The organism is Tessaracoccus luoxuelianae, from assembly GCF_054483915.1.
The window spans coordinates 393,504-411,538 of sequence record NZ_CM137013.1 but is presented as its reverse complement, the minus strand read 5'-3'; the positions used below and the strand labels follow the sequence as shown (position 1 = coordinate 411,538).

Sequence of the window (18,035 nt, the reverse complement as noted above, 5' to 3'; positions counted from 1 at the left end):
GCTGCGCTGACAAGCCGCGACACCAGTTATCCACCGCCTCCACAGGGGCTATGAGTACAACGAGGATGTAATTACTCAAAGCCACTCAAAGTCACAGCTGTGGGGAACCCCGCTCAGGGCGCAATTTCGCCCCTGGCAGCGCTGGAGGCCGCTGCTACCTTTGTGGGCGTGAGCATCGCAGCGCGGGCCAGGGGCCTCACCAAGATCTACGGATCCGGATCGGCGGTGGTGACCGCCCTGGACGACGTGGATTTCGAGATCGCAGACGGCGAGTTCACCGCCATCATGGGCCCCTCCGGCTCCGGGAAGTCCACCCTCATGCACCTCATGGCCGCGCTGGACACCCCCACGTCGGGAGAGGTGTACCTCGGCGAGACGGCCGTCTCCACGCTCGCGGACACCCCGCTGACCGAGCTCCGCCGCGACCGCATCGGCTTCATCTTCCAGGCCTTCAACCTGGTGCCAACCCTCACGGCCCGGGAGAACATCGTCCTCCCGCTGCGGATCGCAGGCAAGAAGGTCGACGAGGAGTGGTTCGAGCGCATCGTCGACGTGCTGGCGCTGGGGGACCGCCTCACGCACAAGCCGTCCGAGCTCTCCGGCGGTCAGCAGCAGCGCGTCGCCTGCGCCAGGGCCTTGATGAATCGCCCGCACATCGTTTTCGGAGACGAGCCCACCGGCAACCTGGACTCCACCTCGGCCGCGGAGGTGCTCGGATTCCTGCGCCGCAGCGTCGACGAGTTCGGCCAGACGGTGGTCATGGTCACCCACGATGCGCATGCCGCCAGCTACGCGGATCGGGCGGTCTTCCTCTCGGACGGTCGCATCGTGCATGAGATGCGAGGCGCCACCCAGGAGGACCTGCTGGGAGCGATGTCGCACATCTACCCCCGCCACACCCCCACGCACCGGGCGCCGGAGACCGTGGAGGACGAGCCCGCCGGGGAGGGTGCGGAGGGCACGGCCGTCTACCGCGACGGCGGCGCGGCCCCCACGAGCGGCCCCGTCGACGACGGTGGCGAGTCCACCGTCGAACGTTCCATGGCGCGCCGCGCACTCCTGGACCAGTAGATGCTGCACGCCACCTGGAAGTCGCTGTGGGCGCGCAAAGTCCGGCTCCTGCTCAGCGCGCTGTCGATCGTGTTGGGTGTGGCCTTCGTGGCCGGTTCGTTGCTGTTCACGAATCTGCTGTCCTCCAGCTTCGACCAGCTCGTCAAGGGCGCGCTGGCGGACGTTAACGTCTCACCCGAGTCCAGCGGCATCCAGGGGTTCGATCCCACGGCGGGCGCCCAGCAGATCCTGCTCACCAGCGACGAGGTGACGGCCATCGGCGAGGTGGACGGCGTCCAGGCGGCCGCCGGCATCGTCTCCAGCAGCCAGATCTTCCCCCTGGACCAGGACAACCGCCTGATCATGTTCCCCGGTGCCCCGGGCATCGCGATGAACTGGGTGGACCTCCCCGCAGCGGGCGGCCAGGTGGGGGCACGCCTCGTCGAGGGCCGCGTGCCCGAGGCGTCGGACGAGGTGATGGTGGACCCGGCCACCGCCACGCGCGGCGGCTTCGTCGTCGGCGACACCCTCAGCGTGTCCACGCCCGTCGACGGGATCCAGAGCTACACCATCGTTGGTCTCGGCACCTACGGCGCGGGGGCCACGGCCGGCGCCAGCTACCTGTTCTTCACCCTCGACGAGGCCCAGCGCCTGGTGCAGGGCGGCAAGGAGGGGTTCTACGCGGCCTGGGTGCAGACCGCACCGGAGGCCGACCCCGACGCGGTGGCCGAGGCCGTCCAGGAGATCCTCCCCGAAGGTTTCGTCGCCGAGACCGGAGATTCGCTGGCTGAAACCATCCAGGATCAGCTCGACGTGGGCCTCGGATTCATCAACACGTTCCTCCTGGTCTTCGCCGGGATCGCGCTCCTGGTGGCGACCCTGCTGATCCTCAACACGTTCTCGATCCTCGTGGCCCAACGCTCCCGGGAGCTGGCCCTGCTCCGCGCCATCGGCGCCACCCGCGGGCAGGTGCGGCTCTCGGTACTCACGGAGGCCGCGGTCATCGGCGTGATCGGCGCCACCGTCGGCCTGCTGGTGGGCTACGGGTTGGCCTGGGGAATCCTCGCCGCGTTCCGCCTCTTCGGCATCGACCTCGGCACCGCCGTGCCCACCTTCACGTGGCAGGCGGTGGCCGCGTCCTACACCATCGGCATCGTCATCACGCTCGTGGCGGCCACGCTGCCCGCGCGGAAGGCATCCCGGACCCGCCCCGTCGAGGCCATGGCGATGGCGCAGCAGTCCGGGCCGGAGAGGCTCGGCGGGCTGCCGCTGATCGGCGTCGGGATGATCGAGATCGGCATCGCGGCCATCGCGTGCGCACTCTGGCTGGACGTCCCGCAGCCCCTGATCTGGGCCGGCGTCGGCGCGGTCCTGCTCCTGGTGGGCATGGTGCTGGCCGCCGTCCTGGTGGGCAAGCCACTGATCTGGCTGTTCGGTCTGGCCTACCGTGCGCTCTTCGGCGAGGTGGGCAAGCTGGCCCGGCTCAACGCGGTCCGGCAGCCCCGTCGCACCGCGGCCACCGCCGCCACGCTCATGATCGGCCTGGCGCTGGTGGCCACGGTGGCCATCCTGGCCGCCAGCACCACCACCTCCATCCAGGAGCGGCTCACCTCTGATCAGCGCGGTGACTTCACCATTAGCCCCGTGGCCTATCAGCCGTTCGACGCGACTGTCGCGGAGGAGGCACGGGAGATCGACGGCGTCGAGGCCGTCTTCGAGTTCTATCGCGGCGCCACTGTTCTCGACGGCGAGCCCGTGCAGCTCACCGGCGCCACCGACGAGGGCCTGGAGCGGGCCAGCAGCCTGGAGGTCGTGGCCGGCTCGCTCAGCGACGAGGGCGGCACCGCCCCGGCCGTGATCTCCTCGGACTTCGCCGAAGACCAGGGGCTCAGCCTCGGCCAGCTGCTCGAACTACCCACGCCGGCAGGGGGCACCGTCGAGCTTCTCGTCACCGGACTCCACAACGGCGGCGGTGGCCCGCCCCCGCTGGGCGACATCATCGTGGACCCGGACACGTTCGCCGAACTCGGCGACGGCTCGCTGGTGCAGCAGGTCGTGGTGTTCACCGAGCCGGGCGCGGACCTGACGGCGGTGCGCGAGGGCCTAGACGAGGCCACCTCCGAGCTGCCCACCGTCGTGGTGGCGGACGTGGCGGAGTTCGTGGAGGCCCGGGTCGGGCAGTTCCAGCAGATCTTCTCCATCCTTTACGCGCTGCTGGCGCTCGCCGTCGTGATCTCGGTGCTCGGCATCGTCAACACGCTCGGCCTTTCGGTGATGGAGCGGACCCGCGAGGTGGGGCTGCTGCGCGCGGTGGGGATGACCCGGCCGCAGCTGAGGCTCATGGTGACCCTCGAATCGGTGATGGTGGCCACGCTGGGCGCCACGCTCGGCGTGCTCCTGGGCGGCGTCTTCGGCTCCGTCCTGGTCAACCTTCTACGGGACGACGGAATCGACATTCTGGTCGTCCCCTGGGTCCAGCTGGGGGTGTTCGTCGTGGTGGCGGCCCTGTTCGGTGTGTTGGCGGCGGTCGGGCCGGCGCGTCGCGCGTCGCGGCTCAACGTGCTCGAATCCATCGCCAGCGAGTAGGTCAGCGGCTGGCATGGGCGCTGAGCGGCCCGGCTATGATGCAGGCGATGGTCTGTCCCGAGCGCACCCACGTGGCTGCGCTCACCGACTGTTCACGTAGCGAGATCGAAGGGGAACCCTGTGAAGATTCGAGTTGAGCGCGAGGCGCTGGCGGATGCCGTGGCCTGGGTGGCACGCAGCCTCCCCACGCGCCCCACCGCACCGATCCTCGCGGGCATGCTGTTGGAGGCCGACGCCAACGGGCTGACGCTCAGCAGCTTCGACTCGACGACCTCGGCCAAGGTCACCCTGCCGGCCACCGTCAACGACGAGGGCACCGTCCTTGTCTCGGGTCGCCTGCTCGCGGAGATCGCGCGCTCGTTGCCCAACAAGCCGGTGGACCTCGTCGCGGACCACTCGAAGGTCGAGCTCACCTGCGGTCAGGCCCGATTCACGCTCCAGACGCTGCCGGTGGAGGAGTACCCCACGCTCCCGGACATGCCCAGCCAGACCGGCACGGTGGACGCGGCCACGTTTGAGAAGGCCGTCGGTCAGGTCTTCGTCGCCGCCGGCCGCGATGAGCTGCTCAACGTGTTCACCGGTGTGAAGCTGGAGATCAACGGCGAGGAGCTGTCGCTGCTCGCCACGGACCGTTACCGGATGGCGCTCAAGGAGCTCACCTGGCGCCCGTCCTCCCCGTCGGTGGAGGGCGCGGTGCTCGTGCCGGGCAAGGTGCTGGCGGACACCGCTAAGTCCATGACCTCTGGCGAGACGGTCACCATCTCGCTGTCCACCACCGAGGCTGAGGGTGAAGGGCTTGCGGGCTTCGTCGGGCAGAGCTCCCGGAGCACCCGAGAGGCCACCACGAGGCTGCTCAGCCAGGCGTTCCCCAAGGTCCGCCACCTGATGAACGTGGATCCCACCGTCAGCGTCCGGGTCAACACGGCAGACCTGCTGGCGGCCGTGAAGCGCGTGTCGCTGGTGGCCGAGCGCAACACGCCGCTGCGGATGCGCATCAACGAGGACCACATCGCGCTCGAGGCCGCCACCGGTGACCAGGCGCAGGCCTCGGAGGCCATCGAGGCCGAGGTGGAGGTGGTGGGCGATTCCCAGTCCATCACGGACGCCGGCTTCAACCCCCACTACCTGCTGGACGCGCTCACCGCGCTCGACGCGCCGTTCGCCCACTTCTCGTTCACGCTCCCGGGGAAGCCCTGCCTGATCATGGGCCTCCCCAACATCGACGGCGACCCACTGACGGACTACAGGCACGTCATCATGCTGATGCGCCTGCCCGGCTGACCCCACCATCCAGGCATCGAAGGAGCCACACATGCGCATCGGACTGATCGGCCTCGGGAAGATGGGCGGCAACATGCGCGAGCGGCTCCGCCGCGGCGGCGTGGAGGTCGTCGGTCTGGACCACAACCCGGACATTTCCGACGCCAAGGACGAGGCCGACCTCGTCGCTCAGCTCGGAGCAGGCCCGCGCGTGGTGTGGCTGATGGTCCCCATCCACGCCGTGGATTCCCTCATCGAGACGTTGAAGCCCCTGCTATCTGCGGGAGACGTGGTCATCGACGGCGGCAACTCCAAGTGGACCCACGACGCCAAGCACGCCGCATACCTCTCTGACAAGGGCATCCACTTCGTCGACGTCGGCACCTCGGGTGGCGTGTGGGGCCTCGAGAACGGCTACGCGCTCATGGCCGGCGGGCCGAAGGAGGCCATCGAGATCGCCATGCCCGCGTTCCAGGCTCTGAAGCCGGAGGGCGAGTTCGGGTTCGTCCACGCGGGCGAGAGCGGCGCGGGACACTTCGCCAAGATGGTGCACAACGGCATCGAGTACGGCCTCATGCAGGCCTACGCGGAGGGCTGGGAGCTGCTCGAGGCCTCGGACGTGGTGACCAACGTGCCGCAGGTGTTCGAGTCCTGGCGCGAGGGCACCGTCATCCGCTCCTGGCTGCTGGACCTCATGACCTACGCGCTGGGGGAGGACCCGCACCTCGAGGCCATCGAGGGCTACGCGGAGGACTCCGGCGAGGGCCGCTGGACCGTCAACGCCGCCGTCGACCTGGCGGTCCCGGTGCCGACGATCGCGGCCAGCCTGTTCGCGCGGTTCGTGTCGCGGCAGGACGACTCGCCGGCCATGAAGATGGTCGCGGCGATGCGCAACCAGTTCGGCGGCCACGCCGTCGCGCCGTCGAAGGACTGATCCGGTAGGTGTTCGTCACCGAACTGTCGTTGGTCGACTTCCGCAACTACACGGAGGCGTCGCTGGCGCTGTCGTCGGGGGTCACGGTGTTCGTCGGCTCCAACGGACAGGGAAAGACCAACCTGGTGGAGGCCATCGAATACCTGTCCACCATGTCCTCGCACCGGGTGGCGGCCACGGCGCCGCTGATCCGGGCCGGCGCGGAGACTGCGGTGGTGAGGGCCAAGGTGCAGGCCGGCCGCGAGGATCCGCGGGTGATCTCGCTGGAGCTGGAGATCGCCAACGGCCGCTCCAACGTAGCGCGCCTGAACCGGGCGCCGTTGGGACGCCCGCGGGAGCTGATCGGCGCGCTGCGCACCGTCGTGTTCTCGCCCCTGGACCTGGCGATCGTGCGCGACGACCCGTCGGATCGGCGTGCGTGGCTGGACTCGCTCGTCGTGACGCGCTGGCCGCGGATGGCGGGGGTGCGGCAGGACTTCGACAAGGTGCTCAAACAGCGCAACGCGCTGCTCAAGGCGATGGCGGGCCGGTCGTTCGTGCCCAGCGGCGGCGACGAGGCCGTCACCCTGGAGGTCTGGAACGGCCAGTTCGCCACCCTGGGGGCCGAGCTGCTGCACGCCCGGCTGGACACCCTGGCGGACGTGGTTCCCCACGCTCAGCGCGCGTACGAGACCATCGCGCCGCTCAACAATCAGATCTCGGCGTCGTACAAGACCGTGCTGGACCTCGACGGGGTGGCCGGGGGGGCGGACGTCAGGGCGGCGCTGCGCGGCCGGCTGCTGGAGGCGCTGGAGCGGGTGCGCAGGGACGAGGTGTCGCGGGGGGTGACGCTGGTGGGCCCCCAGCGCGACGATGTCGAGCTGGCCATCGGACCCCTGCCGGCGAAAGGGTACGCGTCGCACGGGGAGTCATGGTCGTTGGCGTTGGCGCTGCGGCTGGGCGGGTTCACGTTGGTGCGCGACGACGGTGTGGAGCCGGTGCTGGTGTTGGACGACGTGTTCGCGGAGCTGGACGTGTCGCGGCGGGAGCGGTTGGCGGCGGCGATCGCGGACGCCGAGCAGGTGCTGATCACCGCGGCCGTGGGGGCGGATGTGCCGGACTTCCCGGCGGAGCGTCGCTTCCGCGTGGACGCCGGAACGGTCACCGCCCTAGCTCCCTGACGACCGACGGCCGTCCCCGTCGCGTCGGTACCTGACCGTGGTTGTGGTGGTCGGGTTTGGCGGTGGGTGGTGGGGGCCGGGCCGCCCATGATGCCGGCGGCGGCGCTTCGCGCTGCCACGCCGTCATCAACGCCCACCCAACCTGCCCCGGCCCCCACCACCCACCGCCCTTCTGTCTCGTCGCGTCCTCCTGAGTCTTCGACCAACGGCATGGTTGGCTGGGTGTCACTTCTGGTGTCGACTACGGCACCAGAAGTGACGGTGAGGCAAGCGGCGGGAGTCGCGGCACGCGAGTTGGGCGCGAGGGTGGGGGACGGTAGGGCGGCTCTGCGTCGGGGTGCCCAGCCTGAGGGTCACGAGACTGGCGTCCCGCCCGGGCAGGCTCTCGCCAGGGCCGCCCGTGCCTCGACTCCCGACTCCCCGCACCGACGGCGGGGGCGGGTAATGTCGGCGGCATGAGCGAGGAGGCGCACGACCCGACGGGGCTCGACCTCGCCTCCGAGATCGCCCGCGCCGCCGTCGAGTCCGCCGCCTACGGCGTGGTGCTCCCGGAACCGTCGCCTCCGAAGACCCCGCGACGCCGGCAGCGCCCGATGGAGCAGCAGCGCTCCGGCGCCCACCCAGACGACCGCGACCCCCAACGCGTCGGCGACGTCCTCAACACCGTCATCCAGGCGCGCGGCTGGCAACGCCGGATCAGCCTCTCGATGGTGCTGCGGCGGTGGCCCGAGCTGGTGGGGGAGTCCAACGCCCAACACTCCACGCCCGTCAACTACGCCGACGGGGTGCTGATCGTGGACTGCGACTCCACGGCGTGGGCCGCCGCCATGAAGTACGCGGCGTCGCAGATCGTGGCGCGCCTCAATCGCGCGCTGGGCGAGCAGACCGTGCTGCGGGTGGAGTTCCGCGGGCCGAGGCCACCGAGCTGGAAGAAGGGCCTCCGCTCGGTCCAGGGCCGCGGCCCCCGCGACACCTACGGCTGAGACCTAGGGAAGTGCTGATGAATGGCGCTACTGGGCTGGAGATCGGCTGAGTCTGGTCTGTGAGGCTTCGGTCGCCCCGGAGTGGTTCCTTCTGGCCTTCGGCCCCTAGTGCTTGGGGGCTTCGGGCCGGTTCCGGGCAGGCTTCCGCCAGGGCTACCCGGTCGCGACCGCGGTCTTGAGTCTGGTCTCGATCGTGGTCGCGCGGGCCAGCATCAGCAGGTTCGCCGAGGCCATCGCTACCTGGAGCTGGTTCAGGTTCTTCGCCAGACCGCGGTAGCGGGTCTTGACCAGCCCGAAGTCCCGCTTCACGATCAGGAACACATGCTCTACTTTCGCGCGTACCGACGCCTTCCTGGACTCCAGTAGCTGCTCGTGAGGGTGCATCGCCTTCAACACGCCTTTGCGGGCAGCGATCCTCCACTCGACGCCTGCCAGGTGCTCGTCGCCGACGATCTCGGGGCGTTTCGCGGCCCCCTGGTAGCCGGCGTCTGCGTAGACGACCTGGTCATCGGCCCGAACCAGGTGGGTGATCTCGTCCAGATCATGCACGTTGGCTCCTGTCACGCTCACCGAGTGGACCAGGCCCGTGCCGGCATCCACCCCGGCGTGGGCCTTCATCCCGAAGTACCACTGGTTGCCCTTCCTGGTCTGACGCATCTCCGGATCCCGGGTGCCGGTGGTGTTCTTCGTCGAGGAAGGTGCGGCGATGATCGTGGCGTCCACGATGCTGCCGCCACGCATGACCAGACCGTCGGCGTCCAGCCGGGCGTTCAGTGCGGTGAACATCGCCTCACCCAGCTGGTGCTCCTCCAGCAGGTGCCGAAAATGCAGCAGGGTCGTGGCGTCGGGGACCTGCCGGGTAGCGAAGTCCACACCCATGAACTTCCGCATCGCGTACGAGTCGTTGATCTGGTCCTCCACGCCTTCGTCGGAGAGGTGGAACCACACCTGCAGGTACATCCGCAGCATCGTCTCAAGGGGTATCGGCCGCCTGCCGCGGGTCTTGTTGTAGTAGTACGGCTCGATCAGCTGGACCCAGTCCGCCCACGGCACCACCGCGTCCATCTTCCGGAGGAACTCCTCCCGCTTCGGGACCCGGCGACGCTGGCCGTACTCGACTTCTGAAAGACTCGGCTGCAACTCATCCACAACCAGCATTCTACCTAGCCAACACGTCATTGACCCGGCTCAACACCCACTGATCAACCATCCACCCCGACAGACCAGGCCGGCCCATCAAATCCCAGGCTCGCCGATTAATCAGCGTTTCCCTAAGCTGGGGCGCATGCGCATCACAGTCACCGGCACCAGCCGGATCACGCTCCCGGCGGAGTGCGTCGCGGTCAACGTGACAGTCGGCTTCACCGGCCCGGACCGCGACTCCGTCGTCGCGGACACGGCCGGCCTGACGGATCGCGTCCGGGCACAACTCGAGCAGCCCCTCGCCTCAGGGGTGGTTCGCGACGTCAAGCTCACCAGCCTCCGCACGTGGACCTCGACTCCGCTCAACACCCGCGGGCAGCCCCAGGCGCCCCAGCACACCGCGGAGGTCCGCGGCTCCTTCATCGTCGACGATCTCGCCGCCCTCGGTGACATCCTCGGCACCCTCGCCGCGACACCCGGGGTGCAGGTGGGCTGGCTGGACTGGCGACTCCGTGACTCCACGCTCGCCGAGGTGCAGCCCAGGGCCCTTGCCGATGCGTTCGACGATGCCCACCGTCGTGCCGAATGGATCTCGACGGCGGCGCGCCGGGGAGGCGTCGAAGCGGTGGCGGTGCAGGACCAGGGTGGCGGGATCGTGCCGTTGGCGTTTGCCAGGAAGGCCTCGCGGGAGATGATGGACTCGGCGCCGTCGATCGATCTGGACCCTCAGGACATCGAGATCTCCGTGAGCCTGACCATCGAATTCACCGCGGCCTAGGCTCGACGAGGGCAGCCGCGACACGCCGGGCGCGAATTCACTTCAAGACCCAGTGCTCCATGTCCTTCCCATCCGGCGCTCGTCGTGATTCGATGGGGTGGGTATGAGCTAACCGGTATCGGGGGACTGGATGAAGCTTCGAGGGCTGTCGTCGGTGATCGCTGCTGCGATCTCGGCGGCCCTGGTTGGAGGAGCCGTCACGTATGGGCAGGAACCGCTGACGGCCATTGAGGCCGTCCCGGTCCCGCCGGTGATGCTGGTGGCGCCCGGCCCGGTCACCTATCCCACGTCGACGGCCTCGCCGTCGAGTCCGCTGGGCTACCGCCTCGAAGGCTGGTCGTTCGACGAGGCCCCCGGCAGCTTCGACCCGTTCAGCGCCCCTACTCCGCAGATCGTCCCGCTGGATGGACCCAGGCCCGCCGAGGCTCCGCCACCGCCAGAGCCGGAGACCATCCCGGAGGAGACGGCCCTCGGGTCCGTGGGCGAGAAGGCAGGCGGCGACCTCCTCTCGATGCCCGTCAACGGGCGCCGGACGTCGGTGTTCGGGATGCGCTACCACCCCATCCTTCGCGTCTGGAAGCTGCACACCGGCCTGGACTTCGCAGCCCCGTGCGGCACCCCCGTCGGCGCGGCCGCGGCCGGGCGCGTTGTCTCAGCAGGCTGGGCCGGCGGGAACGGCGTCCAGGTCAAGATCGACCACGGCATGCTCGCCGGCTACCGCGTGGTCACCACCTACAACCATCTCTCCGCCATCGGTGTGAGGGTGGGGCAGCAGGTCGACGCCCTCGACGGCGTGGGCCGCGTGGGCAACACCGGCTACTCCACCGGTTGTCACCTGCATTTCGAGGTGATCGTCAACGGCCGGTTCACGGACCCGGAGCCGTGGCTGAACGGCCAGCCCACACGGGTGGACCTGAGGGACATCGCCTTCCTCGACGTTGACGGCTCCTCCACCACGCCCAGCCTCGTCCTGGGCCTGTCGCCCAGCGCCGAGGCCAGCGAGGTTCCCACCCAGAGCGTGTGGGACAGCCTCATCGCGAGCCTGACCGGGGAGCCGAGCCCGTCCCCGAGCGTGAGCCCGTCGACGAGCCTCAGCCCGTGGGCGTCGGCGAGCCCCAGCCCGTCGATCAGCCCCAGCGATTCGCCTAGTGCGAGCGATTCTCCGAGTGCGAGCGAGTCGTCCACCCCCAGCACAAGCGAACCATCGCCCAGCGACACCTCGCCCCTCCCCTCGGCCACCGAGTCGGAGAGCACGCCGCCTCCGTCGTCCACGGCGCCGGATCCCTCGTCCGAGGCCCCAGCTCCCGAGCCCACCACCCAGGCTCCAGAGCCGGACCCCACGACGGAGTCACCGCCGCCACCGCCGCCACCGCCACCGCCGCCACCGCCGCCGGCGCCTGAGCCCGAACCAGAACCGGAGCCTGAACCGGAGCCACCTCCGCCGCCCCCGGCAGATCCTGAACCCACCACGGATGCACCGCCCCCGCCCAGCGAGGACGCCTCAGCTACGCCGTGACGCCCGGTCAGATGATCAGCAGCGCTCCGGCCGCGATGATCGAGGTGAGCAGCGTCACCACGTCGAACGTCCTCTGTGGCACGCGGTGGATCAGCGCCACCCCGATCACCGTGCCGAAGAGGACCACCGGGATTCCCCACGCGACGGTGAGCATCACCTGCGGCGTGAACAATCCGAGTGATGCGGTCAAGGGCGTCTTCGCCACGTTGACGATGAAGTAGAACCACGCTGAGGTGCCGAGGAAGCGCATCTTCTCCACCTTCGCCAGCTGGAGGTAGACCGCCATCACCGGTCCAGCGGCGTTGGCGGCCATCGTCGTGAACCCCGCCGCGACACCCGCGCCCATCGTCAGCGCCCGATGCGGAGGCCCGTCGTCGACGGTGGGGTCCGGGGCGCGCCGTCGGGCCAGGGTCGACAAGACGAGTTGGAGCAGCACCGAGACGAGCAGGATGGCGCCGATCGATCGGCGCAGCACCAGGTCGTCGACGAACTGGATGAACAGGGCGCCGAGCAGGATTCCGGGCACGACCGAGGGCAGGAGTGCCTTGAGCAGCGACCAGTCGGCGGAGCGGCGGTAGCGCAGCACGCCGATGATGTCGCCGGTGATGAGGAGCAGCAGTGCGGCGGCGGTGGACTCCTTGGTGGGCAGCGCCAGAGCGAGCAGCGCGACGGCGAGGGAGCCGAGGCCGCCGAAGCTGGTTTTGGCGATGCCGATGATGAGGGCAGCCGCTGCCGCCGCGATCCACGTCCACTCCATGCTGGGACTCCCTCTGTCGCGGGAAGGCTACTCCACCGCCCCGCCGTCGTCCCAATGCATCGACCCTCCGACCACCCGCCCCATTCCCGGCGATTTGCCGCGCTACCGGCTCCGGATGGATAGGGGACCTTGCGTCTGCCCCCATGATCGGCGCCAATCGTGCCCTGGGCCCGTTTCAGGCGGCATTGACCCCCCGTCGATGTCCGGTTTTGTGCCCGGACACGGTAGAATTGGCACGATCAACGGCGCCGGCCAGCCCGGCGCCCGTTTGTGTGGACAGGAGCTTTTGTGACGGACGACGTGCAGGTGGACGAGGACTTCAATCTGAGTGAGCGCATGGAGGGCTTGCAGGACTCAGCGGACAACACGGTCACCGGGCTCTACGACGCGGATCAGATCTCGGTCCTGGAGGGCCTCGAGGCGGTCCGCAAGCGCCCGGGCATGTACATCGGCTCCACCGGCGAGCGCGGGCTGCACCACCTTGTCTACGAGATTGTGGACAACTCTGTGGACGAGGCCCTCGCGGGCTACTGCGATTCCATCGACGTCGAGCTCCTGGACGACGGCGGGGTCCGGGTCAAGGACAACGGCCGCGGTATTCCCGTCAAGGAGCACCCGATCGAGAAGATCCCCACCGTCACGCTGGTGCTGACGGTGCTGCACGCCGGCGGCAAGTTCGGCGAGGGCGGCTACAAGGTCTCCGGCGGCCTTCACGGCGTGGGCTCCTCCGTCGTCAACGCGCTGTCGGACAAGCTGATCGTCGAGGTCACCCGAGACGGCTACCGCTGGCAGCAGACCTTCCATCTCGGTGTCCCGGTGACCGAGTTGGAGCGCCTGGAGGAGTCGGCCGAGACCGGCACCACCATCACGTTCTATGCCTCGAACGAGATCTTCGAGACCACCCGCTACAACTACGACACGCTCGCCACCCGCTTCCGCGAGATGGCCTTCCTCAACAAGGGCCTGCGCATCTCACTGATCGACCTGCGCGCGGACCGGCAGGTGGCCACCGGCGACGAGGGGGAGACCGACACCCCTTACGACGAATTCCAGTACGCCGACGGCCTCACCGACTACGTCAAGTACCTGTCCTCCGGCAAAGACGCCATCCACCCCACCGTGATCGCCGTCGAGGCGCACGCCCCGGACCAGGGCATGGGTGTGGAGATCGCGATGCAGTGGAACACGTCCTACACCAGCAGCGTCTACACGTTCGCCAACACCATCAACACGCACGAGGGCGGCACCCACGAGGAGGGCTTCCGTGCGGCGTTGACCAACACGGTCAACCGCTGGGGCGAATCCTGGGGGTTGATCAAGAAGCGCGAGGACCGCGTGGCCGGCGACGACATCCGCGAGGGCCTCACCGCCATCGTCTCGATCAAGGTGTCCGAGCCGCAGTTCGAGGGTCAGACCAAAACCAAGCTGGGCAACACCGAGGCCAAGTCGTTCGTGCAGCGCGTCCTCAACGACCGCCTGGGTGACTGGTTCGAGCGCAACCCGGCCGAGGGCAAGGACATCGTCCGCAAGTCGCAGTCCGCGGCCGCGGCCCGCATCGCCGCCCGCAAGGCGCGTGACATGGCCCGCTCCCGCAAGGGGCTGCTCGGCGGCTCGGGTCTGCCGGGCAAGCTGGTGGACTGCCAGTCCACGGACCCCAGCGAGTGCGAGCTGTTCATCGTCGAGGGCGACTCGGCCGGCGGTTCGGCCCGAGGCGGCCGCGACCCCCGCACCCAGGCCATCCTCCCCATCCGCGGCAAGATCCTCAACGTGGAGAAGGCCCGCATCGACCGCATCCTCGCCAACAAGGAGGTCGAGGCGATCATCAACGCCCTCGGCGCCGGCATGCAGGAGGACTTCAACCTGGACAAGCTGCGCTACCACAAGCTCGTCCTGATGGCGGACGCGGACGTCGACGGCGCCCACATCCGCACCCTGCTGCTCACGCTGCTGTTCCGGTTCATGCGGCCCCTCATCGAGGCCGGCCACGTGTACCTGGCCCAGCCGCCGCTGTTCAGGCTGCGGTGGACCAACGCCGCGCACGAACTGGCCTACGGCGACACCGAACGCGACGGACTCCGGGAGAAGGGTCTGGCCGAGGGCAAGAAACTCCCCCAGGTCAACCCCATCCAGCGCTACAAGGGCCTGGGTGAGATGAACGCAGATGATCTGTGGGACACCACGATGGATCCGGAGAAGCGGATCCTGCTGCAGGTCACCATCGAGGACGCGGCCATGGCGGATCAGATGTTCTCGATCCTGATGGGCGAGGACGTCGAGCAGCGCCGCACGTTCATCCAGCGCAACGCGCGCGACGTGCGCTTCCTCGATATCTGAGCAGCGCCACCCCCCCAGAGTTTGTGGATTTTCGGAAGGTTTGAGAACTGATGGCTGACGACGGCACCCTGACCCCCCCGGCATTCGGCCGGGTGGACCCCATCGACCTGCAGGTGGAGATCCAGCGCTCCTACCTGGACTACGCGATGAGCGTCATCGTCGGGCGCGCCCTGCCGGATGTGCGCGACGGGCTGAAGCCGGTCCACCGGCGCGTCCTGTACGCGATGTGGGACGGCGGCTACCGCCCGGATCGCGGCTGGAACAAGTGTTCCCGCGTGGTCGGCGAGGTCATGGGCCTGTATCACCCCCACGGTGACACGGCCATCTACGACACCCTCGTGCGCCTCGCGCAGCCGTGGGCGATGCGCCTGCCGCTGGTCACAGGGCAGGGCAACTTCGGCTCCCAGGGCAACGACAAGGCCGCGGCCATGCGGTACACCGAGTGCAAGCTGGCCAACCCCGCGGCCGAGATGGTGCGCGAGATCGAGCAGAACACCGTCGATTTCCGCCCCAACTACGACAACCGTGAGCAGGAGCCGGTGGTCCTGCCGGCCCGGTTCCCGAACCTGCTGGTCAACGGGTCCACCGGCATCGCCGTCGGCATGGCCACCAACATCCCCAGCCACAACCTGCGCGAGGTCAACGACGCCGTGCAGTGGGCGCTGTCGCACCCGCAGGCCACCCGCGAGGAACTCCTCGACGCGGCCATGCACCGCATTCAGGGCCCCGACTTCCCGGGCGGCGCCCTCATCGTCGGCCGCAGCGGGATCGAAGAGGCGTACCGCACCGGTCGCGGGTCGGTCACCATGCGCGCGGTGATCAACATGGAGGAGGACCCGAAGGGTCGCCAGCTGCTCGTCATCAACGAGCTGCCCTACATGTGCAACCCCGACGCGCTCGCCCAGCGGATCGCGGACCTGGTCAACGCCGGCAAGCTCACCGGCATCGCGGACATCCGCGACGACACCTCCGCCCGCACCGGCCAGCGCCTCGTCATCGTGCTCAAGCGCGACGCCCAGCCGCGCGTCGTGATGAACAACCTGTACAAGCACACGTCGCTGCAGGACACGTTCGGCTGCAACATGCTGGCCATCGTCGACGAGGTGCCCCGCACCCTGCGCCTGGACCAGTTCATCTCGCTGTGGATCAAGCACCAGCTCGAGGTCATCCGTCGCCGTACGCAGTACCAGCTCGACGACGCCGAGAAGCAGGCCCACATCTACCGCGGCCTGGTCAAGGCACTCGACGCCCTCGACGAGGTGATCGCGCTCATCCGTCGCTCCCCGAACACCGAGGAGGCCCGCGAGGGCCTGATGGACCTGCTGGACATCGACCAGCTGCAGGCCACCGCCATCCTGGACATGCAGCTGCGCCGTCTGGCCGCGCTCGAGCGGCAGAAGATCATCGACCACCTGCTGGTGCTGGAGGCCAAGATCCAGGACCTCAAGGACATCCTCGCCAACGAGGAGCGCCAGCGCGCCATCATCGCCACCGAGCTGCAGGAGATCGTCGACAAGTACGGCGACGATCGCCGCACCCGGATCGTCGCGGCGGACGGTGACTTCTCCGACGAGGACTTCATCCCCGACGAGGACGTGGTGGTCACCATCACCCACGGCGGCTACGCCAAGCGCACCCGTGCGGACCAGTACCGGGTGCAGAAGCGCGGCGGCAAGGGCGTGCGCGGCGCCACCCTCCGGGCCGACGACGAGGTGCAGCACCTCTTCATGACCACCAACCACCAGTGGCTGCTGTTCTTCACCAACTTCGGGCGCGTCTACCGCGCCAAGGCGTGGCAGCTGCCAGAGGCGGGCCGAGACGCGAAGGGCGGGCACGTGGCCGGCCTGCTCAGCTTCCTGCCCGAGGAGAAGATCGCGCAGGTGCTGGCCATCCGCGGCTACGAGGACGCCGAGTACCTGCTGCTGGCCACCAAGCACGGGCTGGTGAAGAAGACCGACCTCAAGACCTATGACTCGCCGCGGCAGGCCGGCGTGATCGCCATCAACTTCCGTGAGGAGACCGACGAGCTGATCGGCGCCTCCCTGGTGAGCGCCAGCGACGACGTGCTGCTGATCTCGCGCAAGGGTCAGGCGATCCGCTTCCAGGCCGACGATTCGCAGCTGCGGCCGATGGGCCGGGCCACCTCCGGCGTGACGGGCATGAAGTTCCGCTCCGGCGACGAGCTGCTGTCCATGGCGGTGCTCCGGGCAGATGACGACCTTGAGGGCCAGTTCGTGTTCACGGTGACCGACGGCGGGTTCGCCAAGCGCACCCCGGTGGACTCGTACCGGCAGCAGGGTCGCGGCGGGCTGGGCATCAAGGCGATGCGCCTCAACGAGGATCGCGGCTCGCTCGTGGGCGGCCTCATCGTGGGCGAGGCCGACGAGGTGCTGGCGATCAAGGTCTCCGGCCAGGTGACCCGCTCGGCGGTGGCCGATGTCCCTGTCAAGGGCAGAGACACCATGGGTGTGAAGTTCGTCGGCGTCAAGGGCGACGACTCGGTGGGGGCCATCGCGCTCTACCCCGAGTCCGAGGTTGAGCTGGAGGACGCCCCGGCAGACCAGGACGCGGAGTTGGACGAGGGTGCCGAGGACGCTGCAGAGAGTACGGTAGATGTCAGCACCGCCAGCCAGGCGGAGCAGGAGCCGAACAGCGAGGAGGGCGCCGATGAGTGAGAACTCGCCGCGCTGGCCATCCGCCTCCGGGGCCTCCGGCCTCGACTTCTCTCCGCACCGAGCGCCGTCGGACGCACCCGCGCCCGCCAGCCCGGCGGTGCCGGTGATCAACGGTGACGGGCCGACGCATGCGTCCAGCGCCCCGTCGTCGGGCACGCCGGCGTCCCCGACGTCCGGGCCTTCGTTCTCGCCCGCCCCCGTGAATGCCCCTTCGGAGCCGGCCTCGGCCGCCCCGCAGGCGGAGGCTGCAGACCAGACCCGCACCATTCCGGCAGTGGCCGGGCGTGCGGCCCGTGTCGCCCAGGAGTGGGCGGCGAAGGCGAAGGTCGCGGTGACGCCCAAGCCCGCGGCGGCCCCGGGCGAGGGGCCTGGTGTACCCGGTGGGTCCCCTGGCGCGGTGACCACCCCGTCGCGCGCCGCCACCTTCGTACCCGTGGCGAGCACTCTCCCCGCTGAGGCCGAGGCGCGGACCGCGCACCCGAGCCGTCGGACCCGGAAGGCGCGGCTGAGGCTGTCGCGGATCGACCCGTGGTCCGTGATGAAGACCACGTTCCTGTTCTCGATCGCCTTCGGCGTGATGATGGTGGTGGCCGCGTTCATGCTGTGGTCGGTGCTCGCAGGGTCCGGGGCCCTGGAGTCCGCCAACACGTTCATCAACACCCTCATCGGGGATCAGGACACGGCGTTCAACATTGGGGACTTCCTCAGCGCCTCGCGCGTGCTGGGGTTCGCGACGGTGGTGGCGGCGGTCGACGTCGTGATCATCACGGCCGTGGCCACGCTGTTCGCGTTTCTGTACAACCTTGCCGCCACGGTGATGGGCGGCCTGGAGATCACGCTCGCCGAGGACTGATCCCGC

General features: G+C 69.0%; 13 protein-coding genes. 11 read left to right on the top strand and 2 right to left on the bottom strand.

Annotation, left to right across the window (positions count from 1 at the left end; genetic code table 11):
- Positions 1–168 precede the first annotated feature (168 nt).
- From ACX1D1_RS01570 to ACX1D1_RS01545, 6 genes are all read left to right on the top strand, one after another.
- On the top strand, positions 169–1,071 hold the full coding sequence (locus ACX1D1_RS01570; RefSeq protein ID WP_182781123.1) for an ABC transporter ATP-binding protein: 903 nt from the start codon (positions 169–171) through the stop codon (positions 1,069–1,071).
- Entirely contained in the window at positions 1,072–3,636 is a 2,565-nt protein-coding gene (locus ACX1D1_RS01565; protein ID WP_459055649.1) for an ABC transporter permease, read from the top strand.
- Between the two features lie 120 nt (positions 3,637–3,756).
- Positions 3,757–4,917: a DNA polymerase III subunit beta gene (dnaN, locus tag ACX1D1_RS01560; protein WP_182781125.1), complete on the top strand. Its 1,161-nt coding sequence runs from the start codon at positions 3,757–3,759 to the stop codon at positions 4,915–4,917.
- 31 nt (positions 4,918–4,948) lie between these two features.
- On the top strand, positions 4,949–5,830 hold the full coding sequence (gene gnd, locus ACX1D1_RS01555) for a phosphogluconate dehydrogenase (NAD(+)-dependent, decarboxylating) (protein ID WP_182781126.1): 882 nt from the start codon (positions 4,949–4,951) through the stop codon (positions 5,828–5,830).
- Positions 5,831–5,838: 8 nt separating this feature from the next.
- Positions 5,839–6,990: a DNA replication/repair protein RecF gene (gene recF / locus ACX1D1_RS01550; RefSeq protein ID WP_459055648.1), complete on the top strand. Its 1,152-nt coding sequence runs from the start codon at positions 5,839–5,841 to the stop codon at positions 6,988–6,990.
- A 455-nt stretch (positions 6,991–7,445) separates the two neighbouring features.
- Positions 7,446–7,973: a DciA family protein gene (locus tag ACX1D1_RS01545; RefSeq protein ID WP_182781128.1), complete on the top strand. Its 528-nt coding sequence runs from the start codon at positions 7,446–7,448 to the stop codon at positions 7,971–7,973.
- A gap of 153 nt (positions 7,974–8,126) precedes the next feature.
- Here the strand turns inward: ACX1D1_RS01545 and ACX1D1_RS01540 are convergent, their stop codons facing one another.
- On the bottom strand, positions 8,127–9,122 hold the full coding sequence (locus ACX1D1_RS01540; RefSeq protein ID WP_459055647.1) for an IS5 family transposase: 996 nt from the start codon (positions 9,120–9,122) through the stop codon (positions 8,127–8,129).
- A 136-nt stretch (positions 9,123–9,258) separates the two neighbouring features.
- Between ACX1D1_RS01540 and ACX1D1_RS01535 the strand changes: the two genes are divergently transcribed.
- Together ACX1D1_RS01535 and ACX1D1_RS01530 are read left to right on the top strand one after the other, a co-directional pair.
- Positions 9,259–9,894 carry an SIMPL domain-containing protein gene (locus ACX1D1_RS01535; protein ID WP_459055646.1) on the top strand — a complete coding sequence of 212 codons (636 nt, stop codon included), beginning with the start codon at positions 9,259–9,261 and terminating at the stop codon, positions 9,892–9,894.
- Positions 9,895–10,024: 130 nt separating this feature from the next.
- Positions 10,025–11,410 (top strand): M23 family metallopeptidase, encoded by a 1,386-nt coding sequence (locus ACX1D1_RS01530; RefSeq protein WP_459055645.1) that lies wholly within the window; start codon positions 10,025–10,027, stop codon positions 11,408–11,410.
- Between the two features lie 7 nt (positions 11,411–11,417).
- On the opposite strand, the gene ACX1D1_RS01525 is transcribed toward ACX1D1_RS01530, so the two are convergent.
- The gene (locus tag ACX1D1_RS01525) at positions 11,418–12,167 is read right to left on the bottom strand and encodes a sulfite exporter TauE/SafE family protein (RefSeq protein WP_182781131.1); all 750 of its coding nucleotides are present in this window, start codon (positions 12,165–12,167) and stop codon (positions 11,418–11,420) included.
- Positions 12,168–12,503: 336 nt separating this feature from the next.
- Between ACX1D1_RS01525 and gyrB the strand changes: the two genes are divergently transcribed.
- The 3 genes from gyrB to ACX1D1_RS01510 are packed head-to-tail and all read left to right on the top strand — an operon-like array spanning position 12,504 to position 18,029.
- Positions 12,504–14,501, top strand: a complete 1,998-nt coding sequence (gene gyrB, locus ACX1D1_RS01520) for a DNA topoisomerase (ATP-hydrolyzing) subunit B (RefSeq protein ID WP_182781881.1) — start codon at positions 12,504–12,506, stop codon at positions 14,499–14,501.
- Between the two features lie 50 nt (positions 14,502–14,551).
- Positions 14,552–17,176: a DNA gyrase subunit A gene (gene gyrA, locus ACX1D1_RS01515; protein WP_182781132.1), complete on the top strand. Its 2,625-nt coding sequence runs from the start codon at positions 14,552–14,554 to the stop codon at positions 17,174–17,176.
- On the top strand, positions 17,169–18,029 hold the full coding sequence (locus tag ACX1D1_RS01510; RefSeq protein WP_459055644.1) for a DUF3566 domain-containing protein: 861 nt from the start codon (positions 17,169–17,171) through the stop codon (positions 18,027–18,029). Before gyrA ends, ACX1D1_RS01510 begins: the two co-directional genes overlap by 8 nt.
- Positions 18,030–18,035 lie beyond the last annotated feature (6 nt).